The following is a 12,056-nucleotide window of genomic DNA, read 5'->3' as shown; positions in this document are numbered from 1 at the left end:
CTAATTGAATAGATATAAAAAAGAAGGTATATAGTAGCTTGAATACCTTCTTTTTTTGTTGTTTTAAAATGTATAAAACTCTTTCATTTGATAATAATAGAAATATTCTACTTTAATAAAATTCATTAAAAAGAAGATGCTTTGTACACAAGGAGCATCTTCTTTTTTTACATGTATTTAGTTAAGTCTACAGATTCTTTTAATTTCACAGCTCCATCTACGACCTTAAACTTATCTCTATTTTCTAATACATAAGTATCTTTTTCTAATACAATAAAGTCCCATATTATTTCATAGTCTTCTTTATTGTCTCCAAAGAAACTCATATCCTGTATTCCAGTTGAGAAAGCTGTTATCTCACCAGTTCTTTTTGAATAATATAGTGTCATTGACTTTTCATGTTCCTCTAATGATGCCATTATATCACCTCCTTAAGCTATAGCTATCCATGAAACTTCCATTATTGAGTAGAAGGATACCCCTTGATTTATATAAGTATTATCATTTAGTAGCCAATATCCATCTATATAGCTAGTGAATTTTTGCAAGGTTGTTTTAGGATAATTAATCATCCAACCAATTATATTAAATGTTCCATTCACTATATCTTTCCCACCAACACTACAAGTAAACTTGTTAATTGAACTCCCAGTTAAAGCATCTGCTGTTTTAACTGAAACTAATACTTCAAAGTTCTTACCTTTAAACTCATCTGGAAGTTGTACTGTTGCATTTGAACTAGATGTAACTGAAGCTACTCCAGTTGCCATTAGATAGTGATAATCTTTACCTGCATCTCCAAAAGCTTTATGCCACTTTAAGCCTGTAGTTCCTGGTGTAAATTCTGTGTAACTTCCATCTTGATTAGTAAATCTAGCGTAACTATCATTAACTTCAAAACATCCTGATTTAAGTTCATTGGCATTTGGACTCCATGAAGTTGCATAATCTCCTTCTTCAAGCTTAGGATATGTCAAAAATATAACATATCCTCCACCTGAATTGTAACTTCCTTGATGTTGCATTCCTCCCTTAGCACTAGAAAAGTTACTAGGGGTTGTAAAAGTATAAGAATGTCTCTTTCCATCATAATTAAGGGTTATTCCTGTATTGCTAATATTGGCTCCACTAATATCCATATACTCAAATATGAATTGGCCACCCTTAACGTTTGACTCTTTTGTTACTGCTAAAGACAAAGTGTATTTTGTATTAGGTTTCAAAGGTATATTCGATTGCCATAGTCCCCCTGATTCTGATGTTGGGTTTTGTATACATATAGTTCCTGCATTATTATATCCAGTAGAACCTTGATTACCATATGTTGAAGCTGAACCCCAATACCACCAACCTTGAGGAGTTTTACTTCCGACTAAACCAGAGAAGTCTGTTCCTTTTAATAAGTTTGTACCTCCAATTTGACCTACTGCAACTCTTACGTTATTAGGATTTTGCTCTATTAGAGAACCGAAATCTACTGCACTTACTTTTGATGCTATCTGATTAGCTGTCTGAATTTTATAAGTTTCAAAATCTGTCGAACTTACTTTTGAAGTTATTTGATTACTAAGTATTGATATACTAGATACTGCACTATCAATTTGAGTTTGAACTTCTTTTAATACCTCAAAACAATCTATTAGTACTGCCGGACTTGCAGCTTCGGCTCTTTTAGTACCTTTTACTATAATTTCTATAGTATGTTGTCCATAGGTTAGTCCTAGCTTTTCAAAGGCAACAAAGTTTGATACTGTAGTTGCTGAGTAAGTATCTACATTTGTAGCAACAATGGTACCATCTATTTTCACATCTGCATAACCTCTAAAAGTATTCTTTGATGTTATCCATCTAACTCCTACTCCATCAAAAGTTAATTTAACGGAAGTATTGGCTATAGAGTTATGAGAATAAGTTGTATTATAGTGTGCTGGGTCATTTCCTTTATTCCATGTTCCTGTGTAAATTAAACTTGCATCTCTATCATCAATTTTTGTTACCAAACCTGCTATATTATAGATATCTGTTTTCTCAACCTTTAATAGTATCTGGTCTTTCATTGTATTTATAGAGCCCTCTGCTGTCCCTATTCTTGTCTCGTGTCCACTAATAGAAGTTTGCATACTTCCAACTGTTGTGTTTATTCCACTTATAGTTTGATTTATTGCTGAATAGTTTTCACTTATTTTTGTATCTAAATCCTCTAAAGCTCTTGTCCATGTAGTCTTTTTATTTCCTTTTTCTATCATAAGTGACTTTAATGATATTGTTCCACCAGTTATATAGTCTGTTCTAAAGTTTATATACCACATTGAATTTAGAAGATGATCTGATGTAATTATCATTCTATATGATACATTTACTTCTCCGCTTCCGGCATTAAAATCTACTGGTATTGCATAAGAATTAAACGCCCCATTACCCCATCCTGTTACATTACCTTGTCCTTGTACCCTTATTCCCCTTGATGCATTATTGTAAGTTAAATTGGAATACTTAAAGGTAAATGATACAGTTACGTTATCCCCCACATTTAAATCTCTAATTAAAACAGTATGAGGAAACTTTACATCATTTGTAGCTCCTGTAAACCCTGTAGCATCTATATAGACATCACTTGTTTTTTGTGCTAAATTCCTTCCTCCAATAACTACATTGTTTATAGCTGTAGTTATATCTGTTTGCCATATCTTTGTGGTTATCTGCCCTTGCAGTGTACCGATTGAAGTACCTTGAGAGCTAACTGTTTGAATTGTCTCATTCACAGTTGATTTAAGAGAATTAAATGCTATGTCCAAGGTTTGATTAAAATCATCAAACTTTATTTTAGATGCCTTTAGGGTTGTAGTTGCTCCATTTATTTGACTTACTAGGCTTTCTTTCTCTATCTTATTACCGCTTATATTAGCTGTGTCTGATACCATATCATCACGAATGATTTTAGACTTAATACCACTTGCTTTAAGTCCAGTTGCATCAAACATTAAGTTTCCTGTACTATCCCACACATACATGTTATAGTCATTAGATGCATCCTTACCTATTTGAACTCTTACTCGACTTGAATCCTTTATCTGTATAGTATTATCAGAAATAAGCATATTACCGCTATCAGAAACAATCTTAAACTTACTTGTAGATAAATCTCCAGCAAGCAGTTTTCCAACTTTTAAGTTTGCTATTTGGGAATCTCCTATAGCTTCATTTGCTATTATTGAGCTTCCTGCAACTATCTGTCCTACATTAGCTAACTCAGTAAACACTTGTTTAGCTAAGACAGTATTTATATTTCCTATATTAATTGTTGCTTGGTCTGCTTTTAATTTGACTGCTTCTAAATCCGTTATGGTTGCTTTACTAGATATAAGTATCTCAATATTCCCTCTGTAAGCTTCAAATTCTGTTGTTTTAATAGTGGTGGCTTCTAATGTTCCAATCCTAGCGTTTGCGGCTTCAAGTTCTCCCACACTTACTTTTTGAGCCACTAAATCTACAACTTCAAGTCTTAAAGGGTTAAAATCAACCTTAGAATTATCAATCATTCCATCACTTGTAGTGACTGAGCTTATAGTTTCGGCAGCCTCTAAAGTATCTGCTTGTATATCATCGAAACTCAAAGTTCTATTAGCTATCTCACAAGAATTTCTTTCAGGTTCGTCTGGATATTCAATGATTTTTACTATCCTTTGTTTTTCCTTAACCTTCTTATCTTTAGATAAAAGTGTGATAGTATCTCCAAGATCATAGTCCAGGATATTTTTATATTTATCATTTAAATTAGCCAGGTCAAATATCTCTGCTGAATATGCTCTTATAGGTTTTGATAACTCATTTAATTTTGCAGTAGCATCCTCTTTTAAGTTTTCAACTACTGTGTATCTATTATCTTCCCAAAATACAGTTATAACTTTATTTGAGTACTGATAATTCTCTACATACTCTTTCCCACCATTTATGTCATTTATCCTTAGTCCATCTTTACCTATAGGTATTATCCTGGTGCAGAAGTCATAGGAGTTTGACTGTATATCTAGTTTCTTAAGATTCAATTTATCAGAAAAATATGATCCTTTATCTGAACCCATTGACTGATAAATATAGATTTTCTTATTTATAGCATCAAACTTAAAGTCACAAAGGTAAATCTTTTTAATTTCAAGAAGAACATCATAAACGCTGCAATTAGATTTTCTTACAGTTCTTTTTTTACTTACATCAGAACTTCCTATACTCCATCCAGTACTAACCAAAGCTAAGTTAACAGTATCAGCACATTGTTGCTCTAATACTTCAAACTTATCTAATACCTTTCCTTTGAGATCTTCAACATTAACTTTTCCTACAAACTCTGACCAATCATCTTTTATATTAACTTCTTTAACTACATATTCATTTTTCTTAGTTCTAATATAGGTTTCTTCTTTTATAGAATCATGTTTACTATCTAGTTGAGGATATGAAAAAAAGAGAACTTCATCACCTGAAAGATCTCTTTCCATCCTTAAATCCTTATAGTTTTTTAGTCCCGCTATTTTAGTTTTATTTAAGTCGTATAATACTAACATGTTATCCCTCCCTTGAGAGATTATTTAATCTCAGCACAAATGCTGCCTTCTCCTAAACTTGATATTTTTACAGTACACTTATTTGCTATAAGTTGTTTTAAAACTGACTTTCCATCTTCACCTATAATTTGTACTACATAATTTCCTAAGTCTTTACTTGGATCTATTAGTTTAGATTGTTCTGGTACTTGATTTACTTCTTTAATTTCTTGATTAACATTATTATTCATAATACATTCATCCTTTCTTATATCCATCTAGGTTTATATTTAATACTCACATCACATGAACTTTTGCTAAATGTAATTGTATTTGATCCTGGAGAAAGTACAGGAAAGTCCCAACTATCGTAATCACTAAATCTATTAGTTGTTCCTTGAAGCACTGTACAATCTTCTCCATTTACTATTATCTTTTGTCCTGCTGCTAAATTCTTTAGTGTGAAGGTTTCTCCTAGTCCAGTTACTACTAGATCCACAAGGGCAACACTAGGAGTTATTTCTACTATGGCTGGAGTTTCTGAATTACCTGGTACATTTATTGTTTTGGTTGAGACTCTATTAGCTGTTTCTGTAACTTGATTTCCCACTTCATATCCTTCAAATTCAAGCTTAAGTAAATATCGAAACTTTGAAATAGTCTTTTCCGTACTTTTACTAGACAAAGTAGCTATATATTTATTGCTATATCCATCAAGTATTAATTCAGTTTCCTTTTTTAACTTAGCTGTAAGATTAGATATATTTCTTAATATTTCATCTCTTGAATTACCTTTAAAAAGGATCTCAAGTTTTATTTGTTTGTATGAGACTTTTGAAGATAATGTAAGGGGAATAAGTGCTTTTTTAAGCCACTCTTTATTTATTTCTATAGATGATGTTTGAATATCAACTTTTAGCTGCTTCCCATTAAATACAGATATATCAACTCCGTTTATCTTCATTATCTTCTTCTCCTTACACTTGCTATAGCTAATTGATTTCCCACTATTGGAGTCATTACTTTAGCTATTTTAATAAGTTCACTATCTCCCAAGTAAATAGGTATAGTAACCATTAATTGATTTTTATTAAGTCTCTCAGCCAACTCATCAAAGTTCTTTGATAGCTCCTGCCATAATTGGCTTAATGGCAATATCGCTTCTGCTCCTGCTTCTCCACCTACCATTGCATTAAGTCCATTAAATCCAAACAGTGTAGGACTGGTCATGATACCACCTTCAGCGTACCAATCTATTCCTACAGATGGAACTTTAGGCGGTAATAAGCTAAACTCCCCATTAAGCTTGAAATGAGGTAGCTTTATGTGTGGCAGCTGAAAGCTAAACATATCTCGGATTTTTCCTGATACAAAATCTTTTAATCCTGAAAAAAATCCTTTTATTTCATCCCAATGTTTAATTATCTGGAGCGGTACTCCTATAAATGGTACAAAAACTGTAAGTATATCTAATCCCCATTTACCTAAGAAATCTTTAAGACCTCCAAATACCCACTCTCCTGTTTCCTTAACTTTTGTAAATGCTCCATTAACTCCATCTCTAAACCATTCGCTTTTGTTATAGGCAAATATAAAGGCTCCTACTAACAACCCTATTCCTATAACCACCAATCCAATCGGATTCATGTTCAGAACAAAATTAAGAGCAGTTTGTGCTGCTGTCATTCCTTTGGTTGCAAGCTCTGCCAAAAATGTTGATTCTCTCATCTTATTTATAATTTTTATAGCATCACTTACGCCTCCAGTAACTGTTGAAATTCCTTTAGCTAGTCCAGCAGCTCCCATTGTAAATGCACCTATGCCTATAACTGTTTTAGCTGTTTCTGGTGACATGTTTTTTAGTACTCCAGTTATATCTTCTAAAACAGATTTAACTGAAGGAGCTAAGTCCTTTCCTATATTCAATAATTCAGTTCCTAATGGCAACAATGACATTTTAGTATCTCTTAAGGCTGCTTGAAATTGAGCTTGCGGTGTTGAGTTCATAGCATCTTGCATTCTCTTGGTTGATCCTTCAACATCTGACAAGCCACCTGTTACTCCTGCTAATGAGTTAATTACATTTCCACCTAGGTCTTCCCACATGGTACCAAACAAATCTACTCCTGCTTGATTCTGTTTTAATGGATCTTCTATACTTGTAAGTCCTTCAAGTGTCTTTTGAAATGCTTCTTTTGCATCATCTCCACCTCTTGCTATGGCTGCTGCCATGTTGTTAGCATCTAAGCCTATCAATTTAAATCCCTCTTGAGTTGTGTTGCTTCCATCGATAGCTCTAACACTAAACTCTTTCATGGCATCCCCAACTTTATCTAAGTTAAAGGCTCCATTTTCAGCTCCGGTTATTAAATAGTTAAGAGCTTCATCAGCTGTAAGTCCTAGCTTAACAAATTGAGGTGAATATTCTCTAATTGAATCTAATAACTCCCCACTGTAATCTCCACCTTCTTGAAAACCTCTCGTTATAATATCTAAAGCATAATCAACATTATCCTCAAGACCTGAATCCTGCATTACCTTTAAAGTTCTATATATTTCATCATTCTCAGCTCCAAAAACATCTTTAACAGTAGAAACTAATCCAACCATTTCTTCTTGAGTATCTTGAGTCCAGTTCTTAGCAGTTGAAAAATGACTTTGTAGTAAAAACAGCGAGTCTGTAACATCATCTAAACTTTCGCCATACCCATTTCTATATACATTCTTAGCTACTTCTGTTAATGCTTCTGTTTCTTCTGCTGTAGCTCCTAACTTAGCTTGAAGTTTTGCTGTGGATTTTTCTGCATCAAGAGCTTCCTTACCAGCTAATCCAAAAGCAGCTCCAACCCCTAAAGATACTTTTCCTAATGTTCCTGCAACTTTGTTTGAAGCTTCAGATACTTTATCTAGTTTCTTTCCAAACTCATCTAAACTCGAAGTTTTTAATTTCTTCTCAACCTCTTCAAGGGCATTTCTTGCTTGAAGCAATGCTTTTTCATTATTATTTAACTTGATCTTAGCTTCATCTAATCTTTTGTTTGTGGATACAATACCTTTTTCATTTTTATCATAAGTATTTTTTAACTTTGATAACTCATCCTCTAGATTCTTAACTTCTGTGCTATTTTTACCATAGGTTGTGATAGCTTCCTTATGCTTTCTATCAGTTTCCTCAATCTTAACTGCTAACTCTTTATTTCTATCACCATATGCAACTATATCTTTATTCAAGTTCCTTATAAACTCTCTATTTAAAGCTACCACAGTGTTTTGAGCCTTAATTTTGCTGCTTAGTTGCTCCTGTTGAACCTTTAGCATATCAGTTGAGCTGCCAAATAACTTTGCTCTTTCACTTGTTAATCCAAATTCTGATTGAGTGACTTTAAGCTGCTTAACTACATCTCCCATTTGCTTTTGAAATTCTGAGCTGTTAGCACCTATTTTAATATTTGCACCTGCTATTTTAGTCACCTCACTTTCCTAATAATCTTCAATATCATCTGGACTATTAACTTGCTTTCTATTTAGTAGATAATCTAGGAAATCTATATACGCCAGTATGTCCATTTCCTCACAATCTTCAAAAGACATTTTCTGCTCATTAATAGCCAAATCATATATTTGAAAAAGGATATCTATATAGTTCCTCTTTTCCTCTTCCTGCTCCTCTTCATTCCACTCATCAAAAAAAGCCGACTTTTTTTCCTGTCGGCTAGTTAGTTTTTTGAGATATTTTTCATCTTCTTAGTGGTTTTATCCTGAATTTCTTTACTTAAAGTTTTATAGTGAAGATAAATATCCTCTATGTCTACCCCATCCAATAACTCATCTGTAGTAAACTTATTTCCAAAACATTCAACAATAAACTCCATCATTAAATCAAAATGACTAGTATTAAATACTCCAACTCTCTGTGCATCTTCTAATACATCTTGCACTTCAAGATATCTTCTTAACGCTCTTCCCTTAAGTTTTAATGACTCAAAGACTTTTATTTCTTCACTTCCATCTTCATTCTCGAATCCAATTTTTATCTTCATATCTTACCTCCTTGAAAGGTGTCCGTGACGGACACCTTATTTTTTAAGCTGCAATAGGTTCTTGAACTTCACTAAACCAAGTAGCAATAGCTTGTTTTGCATCTGTAAATGTCTCTTCTAAATATGTTTCATTTACTCTTACTCTAAAGTTTCCATCCTTTTCTCTTGCGTAGAAGGTTCCCTTTAATACTGGAGTTTGAGTTGCTACCTTATCAGCCTGAGTTTCATAATTATCTGTTGTACCTTGACTGAACTTACCACAATATAACCAAACCATTTCCCACTTGTTATCTGTTCGCTTTGCTCTCCAGCCTATAGCTATTTCACTTGCTATATCATCTTTATTATCAATTAAATAGCCTTTATCATAAGTCGCACCAGTTAATAAAGCCTCCTGCTCCGGAGATAAATCATTAACATTAATCTCTATATCTATTCCAGTTAATGAACTTAAAATCTCTTCTACAGAATCGTCACTATATAATGGCTCACTTTCTCTTTTAATATCAACTTTTGCACTAAGCGCTCTTGCTAGTTTTATAGGAGCTGCAGCAGCGTAAGTTGTTGCATTATTAGTTGTAACTTTAGCTACAAATATGTCTCTTAAACTCTTTCTTCTTGACATCTTATCGCTTCCTTTCTTATAAATATTCTGCTATATAAAATCTCATAGCCTTATGATATATCCCTGTCTCAGTTTCAAATTGATCATTGCTATCTTGGTAAATAAAATCTGCTTCTTTCAAAGCTGCTTTAACATCTTTTTTAAGTTGTTCTGTATTTTCCTTACTCCATAAATCAACTTGAACATAATGAGCTATTATTTCTTCCTCATCATCTGAATGCTCTTCAGGAACTTCGTTGTATTGAAAAAAAGTAATGTGAGTATCATTAATTTCTTTATCATACCAACCATATTCCACTGGATAATCGAGACCTTCTAAAGCTTCTATGACTAATTTATTTAAATTCAATGTACTCACCTCTTTACTCTAAATCTTTTATTAATCTTTGATATTCTTCTTCAGCTATCTTGCTAAAATCTTTTTTATATTGCTCTAGTGCAGTAGCTAAGAAAGGATGAGGAGGTCTTTGTGACGTTCCCCATTCCTCAAATTTTGCATAAAAATAAGGACTTGTATCGTCCTTTTCCCAACCAACAATGATGTATAAGCCACCATTCTTATTCTTTTTGATATTTGATAACGGAATCTCATCAGCCATATGTTTTCCTGTCCTGCTGCCTTTTCTTCCACTTTGTTTAGGATTTTTACTTCTATGTGCTTTAGTTTTAGCTGCCTGTTGAGTTAACGCACCACATTTTTTAATGATATTTTTATTAACTTTATCTATTTCAGCTGATGTTGCAATTCTCTCAGCAGTTTTTATTAGATCACTTAGTCCTTCAAACTCCATATATGCCATTTAACTTACCTCGATACACTTTAAGAGCACATCTTTTTTATTGTATTTTAGGTAGTCAACAAGTAAAATTCTAAACTTTCTATCCTTCCATACAAGCATAAAGTCCTTATTATTTAAGCTTTTTACCTTATTACAATACTTTATTTTTATATTTAAAGTATTTTCTAGCTTCAAATTATAAGCTTCATATAGCTCTTTTCCATATAGATTATTTATCTCTGCCCAGCAGCTATAATAATCCTCTAAGGCATCTATTTTATATCCATCATCATCCTTGGTTTTAACCTTTTTCTTTATAGATACCCTTTCCTTCATAACCATAATTACTAAAACTCAATCTTTTTAACAGATCTAACAGAACCTTTAACTGGTATGAATCTTTCAAGTATTCTTATTTTAACTGTATCATCAGTAAATCCTGCTTCTGTACTCTTAGCTATTGTTATAGCCTTTCTATCGCAGTACTTAACAGCTTCTTTCATATGAGCTATATAGAATACAAGCTTACCTGCTTCACTTGGAGGTAATAAAGTATCTTCCACATGAACTATTGGTTTTGAGTGAAAGTACTCTGCTCCATCAGCACCAGAAGTTATTAGATTAAGTGGTCTTCCTTCATTGTCTTTAAGATTCTTTAAATGCACATATCCTGAAACATTAGTAAGAGTTATTAGTCCTGCTTTTACAGCTGGTAATGATCCATCTATTGCTTTTTCTACATCTTCATAGGAAGTTGCTCCTGGAATTTCAGTAGCATTCTCTTTAATAACCTTTAATATTTTAGTATTTTCTTTTACTGTAGCTATATTAGTGAAGTTGCTTCTTACTAAACCTTCTATTTCTACCTCTGCATCATCTATTAACTCAGAAGTTAGAGTTTGAATTAATCCTACCTTTGCACATTTAAAGGACACATCAGTAGTAACTAGAGTTCCATCAACTATATCTTCACCTTCTCCAACTTCAGCTAACTCATTTTGATCTAAATCAACAACTGGTATAGTACCCTCATTTTTAGTTACAGGAATTATATCGCATAGCTGCTTTAATGAGCCGTAGCCTTTTTGTAAAACTATAATGTCATTTATGAATTGTTTTGGTAAAACAGCTGAGTTATCAACGCTTGTTATAGTAGCTCTTTCCTCTTCACTTACTGTTTCACCCATTATTTGTTTAACTATAGCTCTAAACTCACTTACCTCTTCAGTATTATTCTCATTTTTCTTCTTTTGAGTTTCTAAAGCTCTCTTTTCATCTTCTTCTATTTCTTCTTGTATTTTTATCATCTTCTCTATATTTCTTACTTCTACCATTGCAGCTTCTGCTTCTGTTGCTTTTTGCTCTGCTATTAATGATCTTACCTCAGCTTTTTTAGCATCTAAAATTTCAAATAGTTTTTTTAAGTCCATTGTTATTCCTCACTTTCGAATTTTTATAATAAAAAAAGAACTATAACTCTAGTTCTAACTTTAATAACCTCATTTTAAGTTCTAAGTCTTCATCAACTTCTCTAGTTTCAACTGTATTGATAACTTCAATTTCATCATTACTAGACCTTTGCTCAATAGTTATTTCCTCATTATCTCTAGCTTCTAAAGAAGTTCCATAATAAGCAGGAGTCCTGGTATTATCTAATATACTTACCTCAAATAAAGTAATATCATCTAAATACCTTCTATCCATATCAGTATCAGTTTTACCCCAACTTTGTTTATTAGCTTTAAATCCAAAACTCCAACCTACAAGCTTATCATTCTTAGCCTTTTCTATAACATCATTATCTAATATTCTAGCTTCAGCATATAAACCTATATTATCTTCTTTAAGTTTCAAGTTATCTTTTGTGCTGCCAAGCTTTCTATTCCAGTTATGATTTAAAAGTATTGGAATATCATCATTCTTTTTAATGGCATCTTGCCACACTCCACTTCTTACTTGTTCTACAAAGTTTCCTTTTGGTGTTTGCAAGGCTCTTGAATCCCTCTCCACGGCATTTACATAGCCACGTACAATTATGCTATCGCTTCTGATTTCTATCTGCATACTCTAT

Annotated in this window: 13 protein-coding genes; all 13 read right to left on the bottom strand. The window is 32.7% G+C overall.

Annotation, left to right across the window (positions count from 1 at the left end; genetic code table 11):
• Positions 1 to 167 precede the first annotated feature (167 nt).
• The gene (locus tag BUA92_RS01080; RefSeq protein ID WP_073015914.1) at positions 168 to 419 is read right to left on the bottom strand and encodes a hypothetical protein; all 252 of its coding nucleotides are present in this window, start codon (positions 417 to 419) and stop codon (positions 168 to 170) included.
• 12 nt (positions 420 to 431) lie between these two features.
• Positions 432 to 4,562 (bottom strand): phage tail protein, encoded by a 4,131-nt coding sequence (locus tag BUA92_RS01075; protein ID WP_073015913.1) that lies wholly within the window; start codon positions 4,560 to 4,562, stop codon positions 432 to 434.
• Positions 4,563 to 4,582: 20 nt separating this feature from the next.
• On the bottom strand, positions 4,583 to 4,792 hold the full coding sequence (locus BUA92_RS01070) for a hypothetical protein (RefSeq protein WP_073015912.1): 210 nt from the start codon (positions 4,790 to 4,792) through the stop codon (positions 4,583 to 4,585).
• A 17-nt stretch (positions 4,793 to 4,809) separates the two neighbouring features.
• Positions 4,810 to 5,505, bottom strand: coding sequence for a phage distal tail protein (locus tag BUA92_RS01065; RefSeq protein ID WP_073015911.1), 696 nt, complete (start codon positions 5,503 to 5,505; stop codon positions 4,810 to 4,812).
• Positions 5,505 to 8,012 carry a phage tail tape measure protein gene (locus tag BUA92_RS01060; RefSeq protein ID WP_073015910.1) on the bottom strand — a complete coding sequence of 836 codons (2,508 nt, stop codon included), beginning with the start codon at positions 8,010 to 8,012 and terminating at the stop codon, positions 5,505 to 5,507. Before BUA92_RS01060 ends, BUA92_RS01065 begins: the two co-directional genes overlap by 1 nt.
• A 9-nt stretch (positions 8,013 to 8,021) precedes the next feature.
• Positions 8,022 to 8,153: a hypothetical protein gene (locus BUA92_RS23665; protein ID WP_278335115.1), complete on the bottom strand. Its 132-nt coding sequence runs from the start codon at positions 8,151 to 8,153 to the stop codon at positions 8,022 to 8,024.
• A 104-nt stretch (positions 8,154 to 8,257) separates the two neighbouring features.
• A complete protein-coding gene (gene gpG / locus BUA92_RS01055; RefSeq protein WP_073015909.1) occupies positions 8,258 to 8,581 on the bottom strand; it encodes a phage tail assembly chaperone G in 324 nt (107 codons plus the stop codon).
• Positions 8,582 to 8,624: 43 nt separating this feature from the next.
• Positions 8,625 to 9,206, bottom strand: coding sequence for a major tail protein (locus BUA92_RS01050; protein ID WP_073015908.1), 582 nt, complete (start codon positions 9,204 to 9,206; stop codon positions 8,625 to 8,627).
• 16 nt (positions 9,207 to 9,222) lie between these two features.
• Positions 9,223 to 9,555 carry a hypothetical protein gene (locus BUA92_RS01045; RefSeq protein ID WP_073015907.1) on the bottom strand — a complete coding sequence of 111 codons (333 nt, stop codon included), beginning with the start codon at positions 9,553 to 9,555 and terminating at the stop codon, positions 9,223 to 9,225.
• Between the two features lie 13 nt (positions 9,556 to 9,568).
• Positions 9,569 to 10,006, bottom strand: a complete 438-nt coding sequence (locus BUA92_RS01040) for an HK97-gp10 family putative phage morphogenesis protein (protein ID WP_073015906.1) — start codon at positions 10,004 to 10,006, stop codon at positions 9,569 to 9,571.
• Entirely contained in the window at positions 10,007 to 10,321 is a 315-nt protein-coding gene (locus BUA92_RS01035) for a phage head closure protein (RefSeq protein WP_073016807.1), read from the bottom strand.
• Positions 10,322 to 10,332: 11 nt separating this feature from the next.
• A complete protein-coding gene (locus tag BUA92_RS01030) occupies positions 10,333 to 11,415 on the bottom strand; it encodes a phage major capsid protein (RefSeq protein WP_073015905.1) in 1,083 nt (360 codons plus the stop codon).
• A gap of 40 nt (positions 11,416 to 11,455) precedes the next feature.
• Complete coding sequence (locus tag BUA92_RS01025; protein WP_073015904.1) at positions 11,456 to 12,049, bottom strand: HK97 family phage prohead protease; 594 nt, start codon at positions 12,047 to 12,049, stop codon at positions 11,456 to 11,458.
• Between the last annotated feature and the right edge of the window lie 7 nt (positions 12,050 to 12,056).

Origin of the sequence: Clostridium intestinale DSM 6191 (genome assembly GCF_900130055.1) — a bacterium.
In the GTDB taxonomy this organism is placed as follows: domain Bacteria; phylum Bacillota; class Clostridia; order Clostridiales; family Clostridiaceae; genus Clostridium_T; species Clostridium_T intestinale.
The sequence above is the reverse complement of the archived record's forward strand: the minus strand, read 5'-3'. Positions and strand labels throughout refer to the sequence as shown.

Coding starts and splice junctions, on each gene's coding strand:
- BUA92_RS01080 (WP_073015914.1), bottom strand. CDS start 419: ATGGCATCATTAGAGGAACATGAAAAGTCAATGACACTATATTATTCA.
- BUA92_RS01075 (WP_073015913.1), bottom strand. CDS start 4,562: ATGTTAGTATTATACGACTTAAATAAAACTAAAATAGCGGGACTAAAA.
- BUA92_RS01070 (WP_073015912.1), bottom strand. CDS start 4,792: ATGAATAATAATGTTAATCAAGAAATTAAAGAAGTAAATCAAGTACCA.
- BUA92_RS01065 (WP_073015911.1), bottom strand. CDS start 5,505: ATGAAGATAAACGGAGTTGATATATCTGTATTTAATGGGAAGCAGCTA.
- gpG (WP_073015909.1), bottom strand. CDS start 8,581: ATGAAGATAAAAATTGGATTCGAGAATGAAGATGGAAGTGAAGAAATA.
- BUA92_RS01050 (WP_073015908.1), bottom strand. CDS start 9,206: ATGTCAAGAAGAAAGAGTTTAAGAGACATATTTGTAGCTAAAGTTACA.
- BUA92_RS01040 (WP_073015906.1), bottom strand. CDS start 10,006: ATGGCATATATGGAGTTTGAAGGACTAAGTGATCTAATAAAAACTGCT.
- BUA92_RS01035 (WP_073016807.1), bottom strand. CDS start 10,321: ATGAAGGAAAGGGTATCTATAAAGAAAAAGGTTAAAACCAAGGATGAT.
- BUA92_RS01030 (WP_073015905.1), bottom strand. CDS start 11,415: ATGGACTTAAAAAAACTATTTGAAATTTTAGATGCTAAAAAAGCTGAG.
- BUA92_RS01025 (WP_073015904.1), bottom strand. CDS start 12,049: ATGCAGATAGAAATCAGAAGCGATAGCATAATTGTACGTGGCTATGTA.